The organism is Mycobacterium sp. (assembly GCF_036488105.1).
Lineage (GTDB): Bacteria > Actinomycetota > Actinomycetes > Mycobacteriales > Mycobacteriaceae > Mycobacterium.
This window is the reverse complement of sequence record NZ_DASXHW010000357.1, coordinates 1-21,180: the sequence shown is the minus strand read 5'-3', so window position 1 is coordinate 21,180 and position 21,180 is coordinate 1. Positions and strand designations below refer to the sequence as shown.

The following is a 21,180-nucleotide window of genomic DNA, read 5'->3' as shown; positions in this document are numbered from 1 at the left end:
TCTTTGCCCCGAATGTTTGTGTAGGTGTGGTGGATGAAGTTGTGCGAGTGCCGCCACGATTCCGCCGTCGACGCGGTGTCCCAATCCCACACTGAGGAGTGAATGTCGGGATCATTCATCCAATCCCACTGGCCGTGCATGACGTTGTGGCCGATCTCCATGTTTTCCAGGATCTTGGCCATCCCCAGACATGCGGTGCCGAGAACCCACGCCGTTTTAGATCGCGAACCCAGCAGCAAGACACGACCGGCAACCACGATCTGACGCTGTACCGAGATGACTTTCTTGATATAGGCGCGGTCCCGGTCGCCGAGGTCGGCGAACACTTCATCGTGAATCGCGTCTAGTTCTTTGCCCAACTTCTCGCGCTCTTGTTCGCCAAGGTGAGCGAACGGGCTTTGGGGGCGTTGCAGCGTAGACGTCATCGTCCATCCTTTCGATCAAAGTTCAAGTTCGACGTTTCCTTCGGCAGCGTTGATACAGATCCGCACTTCCTGCTCGGTGGGCTCACTAATGTCACCGGACCGCAAATCACGCAGCTTGCCCGATTTGAGCGTTCCCACACAGGTGTGACAGATCCCGATTCGGCAGCCGAACGCGAGCTCCAGACCGGCATTCTCGCCGGCTTCCAAAATTGATGTGCCACCGTCACATTCGACCTTCTTGTCGCTCTTGAGGAAGCAGACCTCGCCGCCTTCGCCCGCACCGGCGTCGCCGCCGATTTTCGGCTGAAAGCGTTCGAAGTGCAGCCGATCTGGGTCGCCGTACTTCTCCCAGTGCTCGATGAGCGCATCGAGCATTTCTTCCGGCCCCGAGCAGAACGCTTCGCGTTCGCGCCAGTCCGGACACTCCTCGTCGAGGTCAGCCGGTTCGAGCCGTCCCCGGTCACCGGTGAGGCGCACATCCAGCCGCATCTGCTCATGGCGACTGGCTATGTCTTCGAGAACGGACAAGAACATCACCTGATCACGGGTGCGAGCGGAATGAATGTGCACCACGTCGCCGAGTTCGGCACGGTGGTCGAGGCTACGCAGCATGCTCACAATGGGCGTGATGCCGCTGCCGGCGCTGATGAACAACATCTTGTCCGGCAGCGTTTCAGGCAGCGTAAACACTCCCTCGATCTCGCCGAGCCGCACTATCTCTCCGGGCTTTATCTGCTCCACGAGGTAGGGCGACACCACGCCGCTGTCCACCTTCTTGGGCGTCACGCTGATCAGTCCGTCCTCAGCGGACGGGTCAGATGTCAGCGAATACGCACGCCAGTGGTAGACGCCGTCGATGACCACGCCGAGCCGCACGTACTGACCCGGCTTGTGACCAGGCCACTCGTACCCCGGTTTGATCAGGATGCTGGCGGCTTCCGAACCTTGCGGCTCGACCTGGTCAACCTCCCCGCGCAGCTCCTTCGTGGTCCAGAGCGGGTTGATCATCTCCAGGTAGTCGTCAGGCTCCAACGGACTGAACAATCGCCGCACAGCGCGCAGAAACAGTCGACGACCCCGTGGGACGTTGGGATGCGCGCCGCGTTCTGCCATGTCACTTAACAGTACACACTCGTGCACTGAATACAAGTAATTCTATGAAAACTACTGGGAGGCAGCATGTTTCATATCATTCCCATAGAAGCAAATGAAGACACATGTTTACTCCCAAACACAACCGGCGTTGTTCGGGTTGCGAGGTAGTGGGTACGTCGACCTTCAATACACAGCAAATGCCCGCTGTGCGCGCTTTACAAACATCCCGACGACCGTTAAGCGCCGATCAACTCCGGGTGGAATTTGGCCGCCATCCGGCGCAGCCCGTCCTGCCAGTCGACTGTGCTGGCGCCGACGAGCTCGTGCATCCGTGACACGTCGGTGGGATTGCCGCGCAGCGCCTGTGCGCTCTCCTCGAACATCGGGTCCTTGCCGACCAGTGAACCGAGGTAGCGACACCACTCCTGCAGGCTGACGGTCTGGTCGCCGCACCAGTTGACCGTCGTCGCCGGCACCGACGCCGCCGCGAGCAGCTTCGGGATCGTCGCGATGATGTCGTCCTCGTGAATTGGGTTGTAGCTAGCCGGAACTCCCGCGGGCACCGGGATCGGGATGCCGGCGAGCATCATCTCCATGTGATAGAACGGCCATCCGCCGTTGTCGCCGTACGGAACGTTGAGCCGGGCGATGACGGTGGGCATGTTGAGGGTGCGCGCCATCGTCCGGGCGACCACTTCGCCGGCGATCTTGGAGATGGAGTAGGTCGGGAACAACGGCTTGTGGTTGTCGCCCAGCGCGGCGTGCTCGCTGCGCGGCTCGTCGTCCGGCGGATCGTAAACGGCGGCCGACGAGCAGTGCAGAAACGCTTTTGCGTTGCGGCAGTGCGCCATCAGCAACCCGACGGATTCGGCGTTGGCCCCGAGGTCCTTGTCCCAGTCGCCGCTCTTGGCGACCGCCAAGTTGAGGACGTAATCGAAATCGGAAGGCAGGCCGTCGAACTCGCCGGCGGCCAGGTTGACCGTCTCGCACCGGATACCCGCCTTTTGGAGGTCCTCGCGAGCCGCCGCATTGGTGAACCGGGCGATGCCCCACACCTCGTTGTCGGCGGCCAGGGCCTGGGCGATGGGACTGGCGACTTGTCCGGTCGGACCGGTGATCAGGATCTTGGCACCACGCATCTGCCGATCGTATGCCCGGCCTCCAAGGCGTCGGCGTTGAGGTCCGCGAAAATCTCGCCTAAGGCCGCATCTCGTAAGCGCCGTCGTAGGCCCTGACCTTCTCCCACACCCGGTCGAACCGGCCGGAGTCGGTCACCGGCTTGCGCACGGCAGCCAGAGCCCAATCCTGCTGTGCCGCAGTCGAACTGGACTTGCCATGCAGCGCGACGGCGTATTGCGAGAAGTCGCGGATCTGGACTTCGAAGATCTGGTCGACCAGGTCGGTGTCGAGACCGATGAGATCGGCCTGCTCGAGGATCAGCTGGCCGTACACGATCAGCGTGAACAGATGACCGACGACGAGCAGGAAGTCGAGGTCTTTCATCTGGTCCGGGTCCGGCGCGGCGGTAACCAGCAGCTCTTTCAGCGCGCGAGCCTGCTCGTAGAACACCGCAACGTTCGGGAGCGTGGAGTGCTGCTGGTAAACCCTGGTCCAGTCGGCGAACTGAACCTTGGACGCGCCCCGCGCCGGGCCCTGGGCCCAGAAGAACGTGTCGTCGGCCGGGTCGTTGCGGGTGCCGATCTCCGGATATTCCGCGGGATTGAGCATGTAGTTGGGCATGAACTTCAGGATCTGCGCGACGTTGACGTGCACAGTGCCTTCCAGCCGCGGTAGCGCACCGATCAACCGGGCCACTTCACAGAAGTAGGTGTTCTTCTCGAAGCCCTTGGCGGCCAGCACATCCCACAGCAGCGTGACCACGGCCTCGCCTTCGGACGTCACCTTGGCTTTGGTCACCGGGTTGAACAATAGGTAGCGACGGTCGTCGAGGCTGGCGCTGCGGAAGTAGTCGATCGCTCGGTCGCTGAACAATTTCATCGCGATCAAGCGCGCGTAGGCCTCGACGAAACTGGCCCGCACGTGGGGGAAGTCGGTGACCGGGTTGCCGTACAGCATGCGGTTGTTGGCATGGTTGATTGCCTCGTAGAAGGCGTGTTCACACATCCCGATCGAGCCGGAGCACAAGTTGAACTTGCCGACGTTGACCGTATTGAGCGCAGCGGAGAACGCTTCCGGCCCGGTGCACAGGATGTCCTCCTCGTGCACCGGATAGTCGTTGAGCCGGAAGTTGCTGACGAACATCTGGCCGTGCACCACATTGCCGATCAGTTCGTAATTCTCATGCGCGCTGTCGGCGACGAACCAGACATAACCGTCGGCGCCGTCCACGTCGGTGCGGCGCGAGAACACCGACACCATGCCTGCCACGTTGCCGTTGCCGATGTAGTACTTCTCCCCCGACGCCCGGTACACGACCCCTTCGTCGTCGTCCGCTTTCGCGGGCGTGAGCAGCAAGTCGGTGTTGTAGATGTCGGCGCCGTGTTCCCGCTCGGACAGCGCGAACGCCATCACGCCGCCGGCCTCCAGCTGTGCGGCCGCGCGCTCCTTGGCCTTGATGTTGTCGCTCTGCCAGATCGGCCCGAGGCCCAAAATGGTCACCTGCTCGGCGTACCAGTACGACAGCCCGTAAAACCCGAAGATCTCGCTCAACGCTGCGTTGCGGGAGGTGTCCCACCGCTTGTTCGGGTCGCCGCCGCTGTATTCCGAGGGAGTGAGAAAGGTTGCGAAGATCTTTTCCTGCTTGATGAAGTCCAGGAAATCCGACACCCACGCGGCTTCGAGGTCGTCGCGCAGCAGCTTCACCTTGCCGCGGCCCTCGAACCAGTCGATCACCGCACGCAGCTGACGCCGTGTTTCCGGGTCGAAATGCGACGGGTCGTAGGTGTTCGGATCAAATAGCAGTCCCATGGGCGTCGAATCTAGCGCTAGTCGGTTACGTCATGGGCAAGTCTCAACCAGCTAACGATTCAATAGCCGCGCGGCGCGGGTGCGCGGGCCGCTGGGTCCCCCATGTTCTGGTGTAAGCCTGATGTCCTCGTACCTGCGTTGCACTCGACTCGGCACGGTTGCCGCGGCGGCGTGCTGGACGTTGTATGCGATCGGGACGCCGCTGGCCGCCGCCGACCCGGCTACTGACGCCCTGGGTTTCGTCGACTCCTCCGCGCGCTGCGCGGCACCCAACACGGCGGTCGCATTCGGCAGCACAGCGAACTCGCGGGTGGCGATCTGCAAGAGCCCGGCCGGCCAGTACGGCTACCACGGTGTGCGGATCAGCGACGACGCGAAATTGATCGCGTCGGCCTCAGCGTCCCCTGACGGTAGCTACGTCGCGAAGCAAGACGGCGTTACCTACACGGTGACATCGAGCGCGCTGGTCGTCAGCGACGCCAGTGGGGTGATCCGCCGGGAACCGATGGTGTCGTTCCACGGACCGAAGACCACGCAGGCGGCGGCCGGGGCACCGCAGACCCCGGCGGCCAAGCCTCAAGCACCGGCCGCGACACCGGCTCCGACGACAGCGACGTCGACGGCACCGTTGCCTCCGCCGCTGCCCGCCGAAGTCGGAGGCGGCAAGCACTAGTTTGCTTGCGCCGCAGCCGAAATCGATTGGCTCACGGTGTAGCTGTCGATTCCCTCGACTCCGAGTTCACGACCGTAGCCGCTGTTCTTGACACCGCCGAATGGGGCGGCGGGATCCATGATGTAGCCCTCGTTGACGCCGAAGGTGCCTGACCGTACGCGCGCGGCCACGCCATATCCGCGATCGGTGTCGGCGGTGAACACCGACCCGGCCAGCCCGTACTCGGTGTCGTTGGCGATCCGGATTGCCTCGTCCTCGTCGCGGTAGGAGATAACGGTCAGCACCGGGCCGAAGATCTCCTCGCGCGCGATCCGCATGTCGTTGTTGGCGTCGCTGAACAACGTCGGCCGTACGTACCAGCCGGCGTCGAGGCCGTCGGGCATGTCGGCGCCGCCGACCACCAGGCGGGCCCCCTCGCTGCGCCCCGATTCGATGTAACCGCGGACGCGTTCTTGCTGCCGCTGGGCCACCAACGGACCGATCTGAGTATTGGCGTCGGCGGGGTCGCCGACCGGCATCGACTCCATCGCCGCCGCCAACGCGTCGACGAACTCGGCCTGGCGGGCCGCGGGCACCAGAATCCGGCTCAGCGCGTTGCATACCTGGCCACTGTTGGCCAGGCTGGCCATCTGTATGCCGGTGGCCACGGCCGACGGATCGGCATCGTCGAGCACGATGGCCGCGGACTTGCCGCCCAGTTCGAGGCTGACCTGCTTCAGCCCGGCCGCACACGCGAGCGCGACCTGGCGTCCGGCCGCCGTCGACCCGGTGAACGAGACCTTGTCCACGCCGGCGTGGCTTACCAGCAACTCGCCGACGTCGCGGCCACCGGGCACCACGTTGAACACACCCGGCGGCAGATCCGCCTCGGCGACCAGGTCAGCGAGCAGCAGCGCATCGAGCACCGACTCGGGCGCCGGTTTGAGCACTACCGAGCACCCGGCCAACAGCGCCGGGATGACCTTGGCGACCGTCAGGAACTGCGGCATGTTCCACGGGACCACCGCGGCGACCACTCCGACCGGTTGCTTCCTGATCCGAATGTCCTTGCCGTACAACCCCGGACGGTCCTGCTGCCACTGGTAGCTACCGGCGATACCGCAGAACGCCGACATCATGGTCAACGGAAGCCGGACCTGCGCCATTTTCGCGAAGCTGATCGGCGCACCGATTTCGGCCGAGATGAGCGCCGCCATGTCGGCTCGCCGTTCCTTGTAGACGGCCGCCAGGCGCCCGATCGCCTCGATCCGTTCGCTCGGTTGCATCCGCGGCCACGGTCCGGTGTCGAACGCCGCACGCGCGGCGTCGACGGCACGGTCGACGTCGAGGGCTCCCGCGCACGCCGCGCGGCCGATCTCGGCCTCGCTGTGCGGCGATATCACGGTGATGACCGAATCACCGTGGGCACCATCCCATTTCCCATCGATGAAAAGCTGTTCCCTGTCGTACATCTGGTCCTCTCAGGTGTTGCGACCGCCGTTGACGCCGAGTATCTGCCCAGTGATGTAGCTGGCCTCGTCGGAAACCAAAAATGCGCACGCGGCAGCGATGTCCTCGGGCCGGCCCACCCGGCGCACAGGTGTGCGGTTGATGTGGTCTTCCACGGTTCCGCCAAGCAGGTGTCGGCTTTCCGCGCTGCGCAGCATCGGTGTGTCCACGAACCCCGGCGGAACCGCGTTGACGGTGATGCCCGACGGACCGTATTCCAGCGCCAGCGATTTGGTCAGGCCGTTCACCGCCGACTTGGCCGCCACATAGTGCGCCATGAAGGGCTGGCCGGAGTGCGTGCTGGACGACGAGATGTTGACGATGCGCCCCCATCCGGCCTCGACCATGTCGGGCAGCACCGACTGGATCGTGTGGAATACACCGTTGAGGTTGACGTCGATCACCTTCGACCACTCCGGGAACGTCATCTTCGAGAACTTCTGGAAGCCTTCCACCCCGGCGGAGTTGACCAGCACCAGGATCGGGCCGAACTTCTCCCGAACCGCGGCGACGGCGGCGTCCACCTGCGTGCGGTCGATGACGTCGGCGACGTAACCGAACTCGTCGTCGGTGGGCGACAAGTCGATGACGGCCACCTGAAATCCGTCGCTGCGCAACCGCTCGGCGACGGCATGACCAATCCCCGAGGCACCGCCCGTTACGACCGCCGTCCTCAAGCTCGCCACCGCCCTTTCTTGGCAACTTTCCTGAGCGACTGCCCAAACCCCATGCCTATCATTCCGCGTCGATTATGGTCAAGCCCATGGACAGGCCCCCGTTCCGCTTCGCCGTGCAGGCGACCAACGCAGCCGGCGGACGTGAGTGGCGCGATACGGTTCGCAAAGTCGAAGATCTCGGCTACTCAACGCTTTTCCTCGCCGATCACTATCTGGGTCCCGGTCCCGCACAGAAAGTCGCGCGCACCCCTCGCCAGGACCTCGCGCCGATTGCGGCGATGGCCGCAGCGGCCGCCGTCAGCGAGACGCTTCGCATTGGGTGTCGGGTGTTCTGCATCGACTATCACGTGCCGGCCGTACTGGCCAAAGAAGCCGCGACCCTGGATCTGCTGTCGGACGGTCGGCTGGAGATGGGGATCGGAGCGGGCTGGAGCGAAACCGAGTACAACGCAATGGGTTTGAGCTTCGACCGACCGGGCCGGCGAATCGCCAAGCTCGCCGAGGTGGTGTCGCTGATCAAGGCACACTGGGCCGGCGAGGAACTGGACTACGCCGGCCAGATTGTTCAGGTGCGCGGTTACGGGGGCCGGCCCCGCCCGGTGCAGCGCCCGCATCCGCCGATCATGATCGGCGGCGGCGGGCCGCGGATGTTGTCGTTCGCCGGCCGGGAAGCCGACATCGTCAGCATGTCCAGCGTGCCGTTTGTGGCGCGCGACGCCGAGGGCCTGGATCCACACACCGTCGCGCGACGCCGGATCGACGTGGTCCGGGCCGCTGCGGGAGAGCGTTTCGGTGGGCTGGAAATTGAGAGTTCACCGTACTTCGCGGCGATCACCGACGACCCCGAAGCCGCGCTTACGAAAGCGGGGTCGTCGACCGGGATTCCGGTCGAGGTGCTGCGCGAACATCCCAACGTGATGATCGGTTCGCTGGAAAGCATTGTAGAGACGCTGTATTCGCGACGGGATTCGCTCGGCGTCAACTACGTCACGGTGCAGCAGTCGCAGATCGAGTCGTTCGCTCCGGTCGTGGCCCGGCTCACCGGCCGCTAGACCTTGACCACTGCGTGCGGAGGTGTAAACATGGCACGTAGCTATTGGGCGATCGCTCAAATAGTGTTGGCGCCAGAACTACCACCGCAGGAGTGAGACGACTCAGTGACTTCTCTGACGGCTGAAGCCGCCAGCTTCTTTTCACGCCGCGTGGGCGTGATGGGCCAGTCCGGCCCGCAGGATGTTGCGTGCGGCGTGTTCGTCTGCCGGTGCGCTGCGACCGCAGCGTTGGCAGGCGAATTCCGCTTGCGTGACGCGGTTCGCGCGTGCTACGTGCCCACGGGCTTCGCAGCGGTCGGAGGTGTGCCGGGGGTCGACCTCAATCCAAGCCCGCCCAGCCTCTTCCGCTTTGGCACGCAGTATCGAGACGAACTGGCCCCAGCCAGCGTCACTGATCGATCGGTTGAGCCCGGACTTCGCCCGAGCCCCGTTGGGCAGGTAGCGCCCCCGGTTGGCGGGATCCGCGACGGGCTTGGCCCGACGCAGCATGTTGGTGATCGTCAAGTCCTCCACGACGATCAGGTCGTATCGGGCGGCGAGCTCGCGGGCTTGCTTGTGATGAAAGTCCTTGCGCTGGTTGGCGATCTTGCGGTGCCGCGCGGCGACGGTTTCCCGTTTGGCCGCACGATTCTTCCCACCGCGGCGGGCCCGAGCCAGCCGCTGCTGGGCTGCGGCCACCAGAGTCCACCGCCGCCCCTGGCGTTTGATCTGGATGGTCTTCACTCGGCCCGCCACCTGACGGTGCAGATCAGCCTTGACCTGGCCGATGCCCTGCAGATATACCCGGCCCCGCTCGGGCAGCCAGCGGGCGCCGTCGCCGTCTTTGGGCCACCCCACGCTGTCGAACCGGGCCTTGGCCTTAAACCGCGGATACCCCGGCGTCTGCCCAGCCTTCACCCGGCCGAAAAACCCGGCGAACGCCTTGTTCAACCGCCGCAACGTCGCCTGCTGGCTGGAGAACGACCACGCCGCTTGATCCGGGCGCGCCGCTCGCATCTGAGTCAGCTGCGCGGACTGATCCCCATAGCGGATCCGAGTCCTACTGGCGTGCGACCAGGCATCCCTGCGCTCCTGCAACGCAGCGTTGTAAAGCTCGCGGTGGGCGTCCACACACGCCGCCAACGCCACATGCTGGCGCGCGGTCGGCCGCAACCGAAACACATATGCCCGCCTCACAACAGATCCACTCCGCTACGAGCAAAGCGACGGCTGAACATGACCGCACCCTATGCAACGCCACCGACAAAACCCGCCAGGTCACGCTATTCACCGGCCCCGATTCCCCCGACGTCCAAAGCCGCCGATCTCCTTGGGGCGCGCTAATGGCAAAGCGGACCCGATACAGCGAATACCACGACCGGTACGCGAACTATCGACTCGAGCTATCCGATGACGGCATCCTGCTCATGCAGTGCCACACCAACGGCGGCAGCCTGGTGTGGGACTGGCGGGCGCACGACCAGATGTCGGATGCGTTCGCCGACATCGCCGGCGACCGCGAGATCAAGGTGCTCATCCACACCGGCACCGGCGAGAACTACAACGCCAACTGGGGGCGGATGCCGAACGGCGACCCCGTCGAAAAGCCCGACTACCTGCTGATGCCCGGCACCCGCGGCCTGCACAAGCTTGACGAAAAAGCTTGGTATGCAAGGCACTTGATCACCAACGTGCTCGACGTCGACGTGCCGATGATCAGCGCCGTGAACGGTCCGTGCAACATGCATTCCGAGGTGCCGCTGCTCGGCGATATCGTGCTGGCTTCCGAGGACGCCTACTTCCAGGACGCATCGCACTTCCCCCGCGGCCAGGTGCCCGGCGACGGCCAGCACGTGATCTGGAGTTTTCTGGCCGGCCACACCCGCGCTCGCTATTTTCTGTTGACCGGCATGAAGCTCGGGGCAGCCGAAGCCAAAGAGTGGGGCGTGGTCAACGAGGTGCTGCCCAAAGACAAAGTCCTGGATCGGGCCTGGGAGTTGGCCCGCGAATTGGTCAAACGCCCACCGCTGACGCTGCGCTACTCGCGTCAACTCTTCACCAACCCGCTCAAGCGGGCTTTCATCGACGAGCTCGGTCACGGCCTGGCCCGCGAAACCTATGCGCAGCGTGCGTTTTTCCCGTTCGGTGGCGAGATGGCGCCACTCGATCGGGCCTGGGATGACGAACCCTGGAGTGCCCCGCGCAATGGCGGTCAACGCAACGAAGGAGTGCCCTCGTGACCAGCATCCAACAACGATTGTCGACCGGGCGGGGCAAGTTCACCACCGACTACCCCGAACTGGGCACAGCCCCGGTCAACTACGAAGACTCCATCTCCGAAGAATTCTTCACCGCCGAACGCGAAGCCGTGTTCAAGCGAAACTGGTTGTGCGTCGGGCGAATCGAACGGCTACCGCGCAAGGGCTCGTACTTCACCCGCGACCTGCCCGGACGTCTTGCGTCGATCGTGATCGCGCGTGACCTCGACGACACGGTGCACGCGTTTCACAACGTGTGCGCTCACCGCGGCAACAAGGTGGTCTGGCAGGAACACCCCGGTGAGGAATCCTCGGGGAGCTGTCGCGCGTTCTCCTGCAAGTACCACGGCTGGCGTTACGGCCTGGACGGCAAGGTCAACCACATCACCAACGAGAGCGAGTTTTTCAACCTGGACAAGAACTCGCTGCGGATGCCGCCGGTGCATTGCGAGGGGTGGGCGGGTTTCATCTTTATCAATCTCGCCGACGACCCGGTTCCGTTGCGCAGCTTCCTCGGCGACGGACTGCTGCCTGTCGAGAGCTATCCATTCGAGAAGATGACCCAGCATTACGGCTTCTCGACGCGGATCAACGGCAATTGGAAACTCGCCGTTGACTCGGTATGCGAGTGGTACCACCCGCCGTACGTGCACGGCCGTTTCATCGACCCGGACGTCTCCAAGGCCGAGAAGATGGTGCCGCCCGTCGACTCGTACCACTACGAGCTATTCCGCCCGCACATGCTCACCTCGGTTCCCGGGCCGCCGCCACTACCGGCCCGTGAACCTGGCACCGCGGGACCGGCCCGCCAGGACCAGCGCTGGGTCTACAAGCTTTTCCGCGCAGGACTTTTCGGTCCGGACGACGTTCCCGACATCGGACTCGAAAACGATGGAGCCGAGTTCCTCAACCGCGGCAACATCGCCTCGTGGGGCAACGACCAGTTCTGGCTATTCCCGAACATCTCGGTCCAGATCTGGGCCCGCGGCTACTACATCACCTACACCTACTGGCCGGAAACGGTCGACTCACACATCTACGAGATCGACCTGTACTTCGTGCCGCCGGCGAACGCTGCGGATCGCCTTGCGCAGGAACTGGTTGTCGACAGCACGATCGAGTTCGCCATGCAGGACGTGAACACCATCGAGGCCACCCATTCCGCACTGAAAACACGAGCGCAGAACACCTTTCACCTCAGCGACCAGGAGCTGCTCATCCGCCAGTTCCACACGGTCATCCGTGACACGGTCGGTGCCTATCAGTCCGCGAAGGAGTCGTGATGTCGGATTTGACTTTGCCGCAAGGTTTCTCCGACCTTCAGCCGTTCGTCGCCGACTGGGCGCTGCCGACTCGGGCGCAACGCTACGAAGCACGCCTGTCGAAGCCTTTCGACGAGCTGGTCAGCTTCTACGATGCGGTGGCGCCGCGGGCCGAGGAGGCGATCGCCTACCTCAACGGTCTCGATATCGACGATTTACCGGACGACGCCACGACTCTGCTGCACCTGCTGTATTCGATGATCCTGGTCTCCTACGCCGTCAACGTGTTCAAACAGAACAGGATCCCGGACTCGGGTGCCGCCTTCTTCGAGATGGTCGCTGAGCCGGCGGTGTGATAGGACTCCCAAGGTGACCGCATCCGCCCGACCCAAGGCACGCGACTCCAGCACGCGCGACATGCTGATCGCCGCGACGAGTCAGATCATGGTCGAGGAGGGTTACGCCGCGGCCACCTCGCGCCGGGTCGCCGCCCGGGCCGGTGTCAAACCTGCGCTGGTGCACTACTACTTCCCCACCATGGACGAGCTGTATCTGGCGGTCTTCCGGATCGGGGCCACCATCTACCTGGACCGGCAACAGAAGGCGTTGGCCTCCGACCGGCCGTTGCACGCGTTCTGGGAAACCCTGATCGCGCCCAAAGACACCCGGCTGTTGCTGGAGTTCATGGGACTTGCCAATCACCGCAAGGAAATTCGCGCCGAGATCGCGGCCTGGTCCGAACGCTGGCGCGAGCAACAGATCACCGCACTGAACTTCATCGTCCGCGAACACGACCTGGACACCGAAGATTTTCCACCGGCCGCCCTGGCGGTCGTCATCGCTGCGATCGGCCGCACCCTGATCCTCGAACAAGGGCTCGGCACCTCCGGCGGCCACGACGAGGCCATCGCTTTGGTGCACCGATTCCTGCACAAATTCGAGATGCCACAGCCGAAAACGCGACAAGAGCGCGCCGCCGAGTCCGGCTAGGGGGTAACCACCGGTCACTGCCATCCCTCGAAGGCCGGATGCACCTTTCTGCCCGCCTCACAGCGAAAACTCGCCCGCGACGCAATGATTTTCGCTACGAGGTGGGCAAAAAGCCCACGCCCGAAGATTGTGCGACGCGCGGGACTGAATAACGGGGCTAGGGCAGCAGGATCCGCAGCTTCTCCCACCCGCGCACGGTAGACGTCGACGCGAGTTGTGCCGTGTCGTAGTCGATACCCCAATCGGGCCAGCGGTTGAGGATCTCGTCGAGCGCCACGCGGCCCTCCAGCCGGGCAAGGTTGGCTCCCAGGCAGTAGTGCACACCTTTGCCGAAAGTGATGTGCGAGATGTTGTCGCGATGAATGTTGAAGAGGTCCGGGTCGGAGTATCGGCGGGGGTCTCGATTGGCCGCGCCGAACAACAGCAGCATCGCGCTGCCGGCCGGGATGGTGGTGCCGTAGCACTCGAAATCCTCTGCCATCCAACGGGCCACGTGCGGCCCCGTGGGCTCGAACCGCAGCGTCTCGTCCACGGTGCGATTCAGCAGTGAACGATCCTGCTCGACCTCTCGCCGCTGGTCGGGGTGTTCGGCCAGCACCTTGGCCAGCCAGCCGATCAGCCGGCCCGTTGTCTCGTTGCCCGCGCCCGCGACCACCTGGGTGTAGTGCAGCACCTCTTTGCGTGTCAGCTTCCGGTGCACACCATGCTCGTCGTCGAACTCCACGTTGAGCAACGTCGTCATCAGGTCGTCGGACGGGTTCTTGGATCGCCACTCGACGTAGTCGGCGTAGATCCGGCCGTCGGCGATGGAGTCGGCGTTGGCGACCTTGAGCGGCGTCCCCGGCTTGGTGCGCAGGTTGGCGTCGTTGGCGTCGCGCACCGAGATCTGCTCGGATTCCGGGATGCCCAACAGCATTCCGATCACCCGCATCGGCATCATCGACGCGAGCTCGGCGATGATGTCGAACCCGTCCGACCCGACGTGTGGGTCCAGGCATCCCACGCAGTAGGCCCGAATCTGATCTTCGATCTCGGCCATCCGGCGCGGGGTGAACACCCGCGACATCAGGCCGCGCAGCATCGAATGCTCAGGCGGGTCCTGAAACATCATCACGCCACCGGGCATGTCGAATTTCGACTTCACCAATTCGAGGATGTCGCTGCGCCGGCTGGAAAAGACCTGCCAGTTCGCCAGCGCCTGCTCAACGTCGGAATGCCTTGATATGGCCCAGAAGTCGTACTGCTCGTTGTAGTAGATCGGCGCTTCCTCGCGCAGCCGCGCGAAGGTCGGATACGGATCGGTGTTGATTCCCGTGTCATAGGGGTCGTAGTAGACGTCGGTCTCAGGTGCGACGGTCATCTATGCCTCCCGGCCCATGTGAAGCCTCCCAGAGGGTTTTGGGCGATCGCCCAATTTCGGGCGCATGCCATGTTTAGCAGCCCTCTGGCAAGCACGTCAAGGCCCACTGGAGGCGCGAGTGGTTGCACGCCGAGCGGGTACGCGTCGACGATGCGTGGCAAATCGACCGGACTCCGGTGCCGACTCAATTAACCTGTAATTAGGCGTTCGGCCGACGAAAGCAGGGCACATCATGGACACCATCCGGAAAACCTCGGCGACCGCTGCGGCCGCACTTGCGCTGCTGGCATTCTCAAGCGCCGGAATCGCGCACGCCACCGACCCGACTTACTTCTACAACAGCGACAACAGCATGCAGGTCAGCTACGGCGAGGGCGGCGGGGCCATATTCGCGACAATCACCGATCTTCGCAACCCGCCCGGCGCAATCGAAGTCTGCCAATACCACGCGGTGGGAGTCCAGGGCACGCCCGCGCTTCCCTACCTCAGCCAGACGACGCTCAACGGGCCGAATCCCTCGGCACCGATAACGATCATCTTCCAGCAACTCGGCGGGCACTACGCCGTCGACGTGAGTTGCCAGGGTACGGGCAATTCGGCCGCCTTCTCCCCGGTGATCTACTGATCAAAAAGCTCCGACAAGAGCTGTACAAAGTTGCCGCACAACTCTTGATCCGGCGTTAAGGTGCTGTTCATGAGCAGAAACCGGTTAGCCGGCGGAGGTGGTCGCTGGCTGGCATTCGGAGCCACCGTCGCCGTTTCTGCTGCCATGCTCTACGCCCAGAGCACCGAGTCGCCGTGCTGCGGCCAGAAGCCGACAGCGGCCGCGCCAAGCCCGAGCCCCGTCGCGCTTCCACATCCCGCTCCACCCGCCCCTCCCCCCGCGCCACCGCGCATCGCCACCGCCGCCGAGACGCAATCGTTGGCGGCTGACGCACCCACGACAGCGCAGAGCTTCCAGTTCTCGCTACCTGCCGGCGTCGCGCCCGAGAACGGCCTTCAGGTCAAGACGATCTGGGCAGCTCGCGCCATCAGCCTGCTGTTTCCACAGATCACAACCATCGGCGGGTACCGCCAAGACGCCTTGAAGTGGCACCCCAATGGTCTGGCGATCGACGTGATGATCCCTAACCACAACTCACTCGAGGGCATCGAACTCGGCGACCAGATCGCGGGTTATGCCCTGGCTAACGCCAAACGGTGGGGAGTCGACCACGTGATCTGGCGGCAGAAGATCTACCCCGGGATCGGCAGACCAAGCTGGACGGCAAACCTCGGGAACGAAACCGCCAACCACTACGACCACGTGCATATCGCAACCGATGGCGGCGGTTACCCGACGGGCCACGAGACCTACTCCATCGGATCGATGAGCCCGACGCCGCCAGCCTGATCGAGACGGTCGTCGAAACGCACGCGACCGTCCGACACCCAGGCCGTTTGAAAGGCGGCAGCCGGTAAACTGAGCCTGACCCCGAGAATTATGGAGAAACATGAAACGTCCGGTCTTCCGCGCGATCCCGGTGGCCGCTTTCGGCATCCCGGTCACGGCGATGATCCTGGCCGCGCCTTTCGCTCACGCTCAAACCGGCATCGAGGATTCCTGTAAGGCCTCCGGTGGCCAATACACCCAGAGCCAGGTGAGCGCGCATTTCGGGCAAGACCCGCAGTTGCAGGAAACGTGCTGCACCGGCAACAAATGCACGACTTGGACCAACGGGGTCCAAGGACCTACCTACGGCGGTTAAACCGCCTCACAGCATCCCGCTCGCCTAACCTCCCTTCATGGCCGTCACAGGCCGGCCATCTCGAGGTAGAGGGAGATTTCGGTGGGACGAGTCGATGGCAAGGTCGCGCTGATCACGGGCGGTGCCCGCGGCATGGGCGCCGAACACGCGCGCCTATTGGTCAGCGAGGGCGCCAAGGTCGTGATCGGCGACGTTCTCGACGACGAAGGCCATGCTGTTGCAAGACAACTCGGCGACAACGCGCATTATCTGCGCCTGGACGTGACACAACCGGAGCAATGGACCGCAGCGGTCGCCGAGACGGTGCGGCGGTTCGGGCACCTCAACGTACTGGTGAACAATGCCGGCGTCGCAGGCCGTAAAACGCTGCGCAAGTTCGAACTCGAGCGTTGGCGCCACACCCTCGACGTCAATCTGACCGGCACTTTCCTCGGCACCCAAGCCGTGGTGGATGAAATGATCCGGTCCGGCGGGGGCTCGATCGTCAACATCTCGTCAATCGAAGGGCTGCGGGGTGCCCCGTTCGCGCATGCCTACGTTGCCTCCAAGTGGGCAGTGCGCGGGCTGACAAAATCGACCGCGATCGAACTCGGGCGCTACAACATCCGCGTCAACTCGGTTCATCCGGGGTTGGTGCGCACACCCATGACGGCTCATTTTCCCGACGACATCGTCGCTGCGCCCCTCGGCCGTCCCGGTGAGCCGATCGAGGTGTCCAATCTCGTCCTCTATTTGGCCAGCGACGAATCCTCCTACTCAACAGGCTCGGAGTTCGTCGTCGACGGCGGAGTCACCGCCGACACCCCCAGGAAAGATCTGGTCTCCTAGCAACCTTCGGCGGACTATCGGCCCCGGATGCGGAAAGCCTCGCGGCGTGCGTGAATTGTGGCACGCCGCAACGGCGCGGTTTGGCCAAGCAAAGGGGTTTTCCGTGTCCGACAAGACGCCAGACGATATCTTCAAACTCGCCAAGGACGAACACATCGAGTACGTCGACGTCCGTTTCTGCGACCTGCCGGGCACCATGCAGCACTTCACCATTCCGATCTACGTATTCGACGAAACCGTGTTCGAGGAAGGATTGGCCTTCGACGGCTCGTCGATTCGAGGGTTCCAATCGATTCACGAATCCGACATGCTGCTGCTTCCCGATCCGGAAACCGCGACCATCGACCCGTTTCGGGCCGCCAAAACGCTGATCGTGAACTTTTCCGTGCACGACCCGTTCACCCTCGAGTTGTACTCGCGCGACCCGCGCAACGTCGCCCGCAAGGCGGAGAACTATCTGGTCAGCTCGGGCATCGCCGACACCGCCTACTTCGGCCCGGAAGCCGAGTTCTACATCTTCGACTCGGTCAGTTTCGACTCGCGCACCAATGAATCGTTCTACAAGGTGGACGCCACGTCTGGGTGGTGGAACACCGGAGCGCAGACCGAGTCGGACGGCAGCCCCAACCTGGGCCACAAAGTCCGCCCTAAGGGCGGGTATTTCCCGGTAGCCCCCGCCGACCACTATGTCGACCTGCGCGACGTCATGCTCACCCACCTGACGAATGCCGGTTTCAGTCTCGAGAAGGGCCACCACGAAGTGGGCAGCGGCGGCCAGGCCGAAATCAACTACAAGTTCAACACGTTGTTGCACGCGGCCGACGACCATCAGATGTTCAAGTACATCGTCAAACAGACCGCATGGCAGGCCGGCAAATCCGTGACCTTCATGCCCAAGCCCCTGTTCGGCGACAACGGCTCCGGCATGCACTCGCACCAGTCGCTGTGGAAGGACGGCGTCCCGCTGTTCTACGACGACGCGGGATACGCCGGGTTGTCGGACATCGCGCGGCACTACATCGGCGGCCTGTTGTACCACGCCCCGTCGCTGCTGGCCTTCACCAATCCCACGGTGAACTCCTATAAGCGTCTGGTGCCCGGGTATGAGGCGCCGATCAACCTGGTCTACAGCCAACGCAACCGCTCGGCCTGCGTGCGCATACCAATCACCGGCAGCAACCCCAGGGCCAAGCGCCTGGAATTCCGATGTCCCGACGCATCGGGTAATCCCTATCTGTCGTTCGCGGCCATGATGATGGCCGGCTTGGACGGCATCAAGAACAAGATCGAGCCGCCTCCCCCGATCGACAAGGACCTCTACGAGCTCCCGCCGGAAGAAGCCGCGGACATCCCACAGGCTCCGACCCAGCTGTCCGCTGTGATCGACCGGCTGGAAGAGGACCACGAATACCTCACCGAGGGCGGTGTTTTCACGCCTGACCTGATCGCAACGTGGATCGACTACAAGCGGACTTACGAGCTTGCGCCGTATAACCTCCACCCGACCCCGTACGAATTCGCGCTGTACTACGACGTGTAAGCCTATGGACGTCCTGTCGTCACTCGGGTTGAATTGGATACCGAGCAGATGACGCCGAAGAAATGGAAATCCTGCCGTGCGCACCGGCATCACCAGCCTTGCCGACGCTCTGGTTAGCGCCTCGGTGGTGCTGACCGCCGCAATTATTTGCGCTGGCGCGGCAAGCGCCGACCCAAGCCAGCAGGATCAGTTTGTGTCGCTGCTCGAACAAGATCAGATTCCCCTCATGGATAACTTGCCTGCTCTCGTCGCCCGAGCCCATCAAATTTGTGCCGAACTCAATGGCGGCGCCTCGGTCTATACCGTCGTAGACGAAGAGATGAACGGCATTTTCGCGGAGAATCCGGCTTACCGCTCAGAGTCCGCACGGGTTCATAGAACCGCGATCAGATTCATCGCCGTATCAGCGGAAGTCTACTGCCCAAGCCACCTTACCGATCCGTATGTAAGCGACGACGTCGGCTTCCCTCGCCTTGATCAAGCAACTGGTCCAGTGTCAGGGGTACGTCACCAGACGTAGACGCGCTCGTTAGTTTGGAACCACTGGCCGATGCGCTCGAACTGCTTGCGTCGATCGGTCAGACGTCGTTCGGATCCGGCGCCCATCGCGGCCGGCGCACCTCGGGCCGGTGCGCGCCACGCGCGGCGGCGAGCGCCAACGCACTTTCGCCGTTGATCGCAGTCATGGGTGGCGGTTGGCCCTTGCGTAGCGTCGCGATCAGCTCGCGATACGGGCCGATGAGGTACACCGTGTCGCCAGCTTGCATTCGAGCGTCGCGGCGTGGGCGCAGCCTCACCGGCCCTTCCGGTCGGATGATCGCGATGACACGCGTCTGAGTGGACAGTTCCACCATGGGCATCCCGTCGAGCTCGCTGCCCTCCGCTACCAGCATCGCGCCGACCATAAACGAGCGCTGCCCGACCCAAAACGTTGCCAGGACTTGCAGACCCATCGCCGCGCCGATGAACCATGGGGCTGCCAGGTCCACGACCGACCGCACGTTTTCGAAACCGAACTGCTGGTTCACCGCAGCGCTCAGCGCGCGTCCCTGAACGCGCAGCACAATCGGCACCTTGGTATCGGATCCCAACATTTCCAGCAGGACGATGCCGGTCCGGATGTTCTCCATGTCGTCTTGTGTCATCACCGCGACGCCACGGGCGCGATCGACGCGCGCCGATTCCAGCGTCTGGCGCATCGTCGAGTCGCCGAAAATCACCGGCACGTCAAGTTTGGCGACCGTCGGCAAGAACCGATTGTTCTCGTCGTGCTCGATGACGACGACGTCATATCCCTTAGCGGCGAGTTCACGGACAACGCGGATGCCAGTTGAACTCAGGCCGACGACAACAATGTGGTCGCGCATACGGCGGGCCCGTCGGATACCGGCCGTGTGGACGAAGCGGCGGGACAGCAGCAGGTCCGCGACGAGCGCGACGAGGATGGCGGTAACCGTCACACCGGCGAACATCAACCCGATGGCGAAGTACCGCAAAACAGGGGCTTGCGCCGCGAAACTGTAATCGCCGAAGCCGACGCTGGTGACCGTCTCGGTGGTGAAGTACAACGCATCCAGCCACGACATACGCGGGTTCACGTAGGTGAAGCGCACCACCGCTGTCGAGCCGAACATGAGCACCAGCGTGAATATCAGCGACGGAAATAGCAGTGGGTTGGCGTCCTCACGCATCGCGCGCAGGGCATCGATGACGCGTCGCACCCTGGACTGGCTAGAGCGCGTCGCTGTCGAGGGCGGCACGGTGATCCCGCGCGCTTCCATTTCGTCTTTGACGCCGATCATCGAGGTCCAGTCGCCGGTGTAGACCTGCAGGTCCCGTCCCGGACACGGCACCACCTCGCCGGGGGTGGGCGAATTCTTGCCATGGACCACCGCCACCGGTGCCAGATCGTTATAGATTTCGCGCAGCGTCCCGTCCTTCGGCGCGGCCGATCCCCACACGACGAATTCGATACCCGCCGTGGCGAACTGGTGCGTGTTGCGGGACAGAACCGCCTCGATGACCGACGGCGCGGCGAGGTCGGCGACGTTCAAGATCGCGCCGGGGCCGCTGACGGCAGCAACCGCGTCGCGCAGCACGCTGTCTGCCAGGCGCGCCACCACCCGCACATTCGGGCTGAATCGCCTTGCTAAAAGTGCGATTTCGAGGTTGACGGCGTCGTTTGGCCCCGCGCAGACGACGGCGCGCGCGCGATGCACCCCAGCGCCCAGCAGATCGGCGGCCGAGGTGATCCGGATGATCCGGGCGCCGGCGCCCCGCAGTTCGTCGATGATCGTGTTCGCCAGCGCGTCGTCACCGCAGACGATGATCTCGCGATGAAATTGAAAGGTCTCACTTTGTTGCGCAGCAGCCGGTTGGTTTTTCCGCTGGCCAACGGGGTCGGTCGCGACAGGCATAACCACTCCCATCCCCGCTGACACCTAACAGTTCACACTTCCTATGACTATCGGTGACAAATTCGGAAAGCGCCACCGGAGAAGCCGAGATACAGTCGACCAACACCGCTGCGCCGCAACCGGAGTCGCGTTGCAACACGTTGGACTCAAGAGCGTCACGCAGCAGAAATACTTGACGAGTATTGCGACGCCTGACGCCCGCTGATTCAGTGAGCCACCGGGCAGGTGCCGGTGTAGTCGACCTGCAGGTCGATCTCGTTCGGTAGGTTCGAGCGCGCTAGCAGGACCGCCGCGTTCTCCTCGCCGACCTCCAGCAGGATGGCGACCAGATTCGACTTGCTGACATTCACAGATCGATCAGACTGGTTTGCGGAGCGACAACTGAAGTCCGTTGTCGCGCATAATGGTTCGACACTCCTCGGGGGTGTAGTCGAAGTTCTCCAGGTCCTTGACGTAGGAC

General features: G+C 63.5%; 22 protein-coding genes. 12 read left to right on the top strand and 10 right to left on the bottom strand.

What is annotated here, in order from left to right:
- From VGH54_RS18930 to VGH54_RS18915, 4 genes are all read right to left on the bottom strand, one after another.
- Positions 1 to 425 (bottom strand): fatty acid desaturase family protein (locus VGH54_RS18930; RefSeq protein WP_414688747.1); only part of this gene is annotated, 425 nt, incomplete at its 3' end.
- A 15-nt stretch (positions 426 to 440) separates the two neighbouring features.
- The gene (locus VGH54_RS18925) at positions 441 to 1,538 is read right to left on the bottom strand and encodes a ferredoxin reductase (RefSeq protein ID WP_331513609.1); all 1,098 of its coding nucleotides are present in this window, start codon (positions 1,536 to 1,538) and stop codon (positions 441 to 443) included.
- Between the two features lie 218 nt (positions 1,539 to 1,756).
- Positions 1,757 to 2,659: an NAD(P)-dependent oxidoreductase gene (locus tag VGH54_RS18920; RefSeq protein ID WP_331513608.1), complete on the bottom strand. Its 903-nt coding sequence runs from the start codon at positions 2,657 to 2,659 to the stop codon at positions 1,757 to 1,759.
- Between the two features lie 58 nt (positions 2,660 to 2,717).
- Positions 2,718 to 4,448, bottom strand: a complete 1,731-nt coding sequence (locus VGH54_RS18915; RefSeq protein ID WP_331513607.1) for an acyl-CoA dehydrogenase family protein — start codon at positions 4,446 to 4,448, stop codon at positions 2,718 to 2,720.
- 121 nt (positions 4,449 to 4,569) lie between these two features.
- Between VGH54_RS18915 and VGH54_RS18910 the strand changes: the two genes are divergently transcribed.
- Complete coding sequence (locus VGH54_RS18910; protein ID WP_331513606.1) at positions 4,570 to 5,121, top strand: hypothetical protein; 552 nt, start codon at positions 4,570 to 4,572, stop codon at positions 5,119 to 5,121.
- Here VGH54_RS18910 and VGH54_RS18905 read toward each other — a convergent pair.
- Complete coding sequence (locus tag VGH54_RS18905; RefSeq protein ID WP_331513605.1) at positions 5,118 to 6,572, bottom strand: aldehyde dehydrogenase; 1,455 nt, start codon at positions 6,570 to 6,572, stop codon at positions 5,118 to 5,120. The two genes, VGH54_RS18910 and VGH54_RS18905, sit on opposite strands and share 4 nt — an antisense overlap.
- Positions 6,573 to 6,581: 9 nt before the next feature.
- The gene (locus VGH54_RS18900; RefSeq protein ID WP_331513604.1) at positions 6,582 to 7,286 is read right to left on the bottom strand and encodes an SDR family NAD(P)-dependent oxidoreductase; all 705 of its coding nucleotides are present in this window, start codon (positions 7,284 to 7,286) and stop codon (positions 6,582 to 6,584) included.
- 86 nt (positions 7,287 to 7,372) lie between these two features.
- Here VGH54_RS18900 and VGH54_RS18895 point away from each other — a divergent pair, with 86 nt between their 5' ends.
- A complete protein-coding gene (locus VGH54_RS18895; protein ID WP_331513603.1) occupies positions 7,373 to 8,338 on the top strand; it encodes a TIGR03621 family F420-dependent LLM class oxidoreductase in 966 nt (321 codons plus the stop codon).
- A gap of 141 nt (positions 8,339 to 8,479) precedes the next feature.
- On the opposite strand, the gene VGH54_RS18890 is transcribed toward VGH54_RS18895, so the two are convergent.
- Entirely contained in the window at positions 8,480 to 9,514 is a 1,035-nt protein-coding gene (locus VGH54_RS18890; RefSeq protein WP_331513602.1) for a transposase, read from the bottom strand.
- A gap of 146 nt (positions 9,515 to 9,660) precedes the next feature.
- Between VGH54_RS18890 and VGH54_RS18885 the strand changes: the two genes are divergently transcribed.
- The 4 genes from VGH54_RS18885 to VGH54_RS18870 all read left to right on the top strand — a co-directional run bounded on the left by VGH54_RS18885 (position 9,661) and on the right by VGH54_RS18870 (position 12,827).
- Positions 9,661 to 10,557, top strand: coding sequence for an enoyl-CoA hydratase/isomerase family protein (locus VGH54_RS18885; protein WP_331513601.1), 897 nt, complete (start codon positions 9,661 to 9,663; stop codon positions 10,555 to 10,557).
- Complete coding sequence (locus VGH54_RS18880; protein ID WP_331513600.1) at positions 10,554 to 11,858, top strand: aromatic ring-hydroxylating dioxygenase subunit alpha; 1,305 nt, start codon at positions 10,554 to 10,556, stop codon at positions 11,856 to 11,858. Before VGH54_RS18885 ends, VGH54_RS18880 begins: the two co-directional genes overlap by 4 nt.
- Positions 11,858 to 12,193, top strand: a complete 336-nt coding sequence (locus VGH54_RS18875; protein ID WP_331513599.1) for a hypothetical protein — start codon at positions 11,858 to 11,860, stop codon at positions 12,191 to 12,193. The genes VGH54_RS18880 and VGH54_RS18875 overlap by 1 nt, the downstream gene beginning before the upstream one ends.
- A gap of 61 nt (positions 12,194 to 12,254) precedes the next feature.
- Entirely contained in the window at positions 12,255 to 12,827 is a 573-nt protein-coding gene (locus VGH54_RS18870) for a helix-turn-helix domain-containing protein (protein WP_331513610.1), read from the top strand.
- 157 nt (positions 12,828 to 12,984) lie between these two features.
- Here VGH54_RS18870 and VGH54_RS18865 read toward each other — a convergent pair whose 3' ends face one another.
- Entirely contained in the window at positions 12,985 to 14,187 is a 1,203-nt protein-coding gene (locus VGH54_RS18865; RefSeq protein WP_331513598.1) for a cytochrome P450, read from the bottom strand.
- Between the two features lie 232 nt (positions 14,188 to 14,419).
- Here VGH54_RS18865 and VGH54_RS18860 point away from each other — a divergent pair, with 232 nt between their 5' ends.
- From VGH54_RS18860 to VGH54_RS18835, 6 genes are all read left to right on the top strand, one after another.
- Positions 14,420 to 14,812 carry a hypothetical protein gene (locus tag VGH54_RS18860; protein WP_331513597.1) on the top strand — a complete coding sequence of 131 codons (393 nt, stop codon included), beginning with the start codon at positions 14,420 to 14,422 and terminating at the stop codon, positions 14,810 to 14,812.
- A gap of 69 nt (positions 14,813 to 14,881) precedes the next feature.
- Positions 14,882 to 15,580: a glycoside hydrolase gene (locus tag VGH54_RS18855; protein ID WP_331513596.1), complete on the top strand. Its 699-nt coding sequence runs from the start codon at positions 14,882 to 14,884 to the stop codon at positions 15,578 to 15,580.
- A 100-nt stretch (positions 15,581 to 15,680) separates the two neighbouring features.
- Positions 15,681 to 15,935 carry a hypothetical protein gene (locus VGH54_RS18850; protein ID WP_331513595.1) on the top strand — a complete coding sequence of 85 codons (255 nt, stop codon included), beginning with the start codon at positions 15,681 to 15,683 and terminating at the stop codon, positions 15,933 to 15,935.
- Between the two features lie 81 nt (positions 15,936 to 16,016).
- Positions 16,017 to 16,763, top strand: a complete 747-nt coding sequence (locus tag VGH54_RS18845) for a glucose 1-dehydrogenase (protein ID WP_331513594.1) — start codon at positions 16,017 to 16,019, stop codon at positions 16,761 to 16,763.
- A 103-nt stretch (positions 16,764 to 16,866) separates the two neighbouring features.
- Positions 16,867 to 18,303 carry a type I glutamate--ammonia ligase gene (gene glnA / locus VGH54_RS18840; RefSeq protein ID WP_331513593.1) on the top strand — a complete coding sequence of 479 codons (1,437 nt, stop codon included), beginning with the start codon at positions 16,867 to 16,869 and terminating at the stop codon, positions 18,301 to 18,303.
- Between the two features lie 76 nt (positions 18,304 to 18,379).
- On the top strand, positions 18,380 to 18,823 hold the full coding sequence (locus VGH54_RS18835; RefSeq protein ID WP_331513592.1) for a DUF732 domain-containing protein: 444 nt from the start codon (positions 18,380 to 18,382) through the stop codon (positions 18,821 to 18,823).
- 58 nt (positions 18,824 to 18,881) lie between these two features.
- Here VGH54_RS18835 and VGH54_RS18830 read toward each other — a convergent pair whose 3' ends face one another.
- Together VGH54_RS18830 and VGH54_RS18825 are read right to left on the bottom strand one after the other, a co-directional pair.
- Positions 18,882 to 20,720, bottom strand: a complete 1,839-nt coding sequence (locus VGH54_RS18830) for an NAD-binding protein (RefSeq protein WP_331513591.1) — start codon at positions 20,718 to 20,720, stop codon at positions 18,882 to 18,884.
- A 206-nt stretch (positions 20,721 to 20,926) separates the two neighbouring features.
- Positions 20,927 to 21,070: a hypothetical protein gene (locus tag VGH54_RS18825; RefSeq protein ID WP_331513590.1), complete on the bottom strand. Its 144-nt coding sequence runs from the start codon at positions 21,068 to 21,070 to the stop codon at positions 20,927 to 20,929.
- Between the last annotated feature and the right edge of the window lie 110 nt (positions 21,071 to 21,180).

What these genes read in the sequence shown, in the direction of transcription:
- VGH54_RS18895 (WP_331513603.1), top strand. Translation starts at nt 7,373, where the DNA reads ATGGACAGGCCCCCGTTCCGCTTCGCCGTGCAGGCGACCAACGCAGCC.
- VGH54_RS18855 (WP_331513596.1), top strand. Translation starts at nt 14,882, where the DNA reads ATGAGCAGAAACCGGTTAGCCGGCGGAGGTGGTCGCTGGCTGGCATTC.
- VGH54_RS18885 (WP_331513601.1), top strand. Translation starts at nt 9,661, where the DNA reads ATGGCAAAGCGGACCCGATACAGCGAATACCACGACCGGTACGCGAAC.
- VGH54_RS18830 (WP_331513591.1), bottom strand. Translation starts at nt 20,720, where the DNA reads ATGCCTGTCGCGACCGACCCCGTTGGCCAGCGGAAAAACCAACCGGCT.
- VGH54_RS18860 (WP_331513597.1), top strand. Translation starts at nt 14,420, where the DNA reads ATGGACACCATCCGGAAAACCTCGGCGACCGCTGCGGCCGCACTTGCG.
- VGH54_RS18875 (WP_331513599.1), top strand. Translation starts at nt 11,858, where the DNA reads ATGTCGGATTTGACTTTGCCGCAAGGTTTCTCCGACCTTCAGCCGTTC.
- VGH54_RS18920 (WP_331513608.1), bottom strand. Translation starts at nt 2,659, where the DNA reads ATGCGTGGTGCCAAGATCCTGATCACCGGTCCGACCGGACAAGTCGCC.
- VGH54_RS18925 (WP_331513609.1), bottom strand. Translation starts at nt 1,538, where the DNA reads ATGGCAGAACGCGGCGCGCATCCCAACGTCCCACGGGGTCGTCGACTG.
- VGH54_RS18865 (WP_331513598.1), bottom strand. Translation starts at nt 14,187, where the DNA reads ATGACCGTCGCACCTGAGACCGACGTCTACTACGACCCCTATGACACG.
- VGH54_RS18850 (WP_331513595.1), top strand. Translation starts at nt 15,681, where the DNA reads ATGAAACGTCCGGTCTTCCGCGCGATCCCGGTGGCCGCTTTCGGCATC.
- VGH54_RS18915 (WP_331513607.1), bottom strand. Translation starts at nt 4,448, where the DNA reads ATGGGACTGCTATTTGATCCGAACACCTACGACCCGTCGCATTTCGAC.
- VGH54_RS18870 (WP_331513610.1), top strand. Translation starts at nt 12,255, where the DNA reads ATGCTGATCGCCGCGACGAGTCAGATCATGGTCGAGGAGGGTTACGCC.
- VGH54_RS18905 (WP_331513605.1), bottom strand. Translation starts at nt 6,572, where the DNA reads ATGTACGACAGGGAACAGCTTTTCATCGATGGGAAATGGGATGGTGCC.
- VGH54_RS18910 (WP_331513606.1), top strand. Translation starts at nt 4,570, where the DNA reads ATGTCCTCGTACCTGCGTTGCACTCGACTCGGCACGGTTGCCGCGGCG.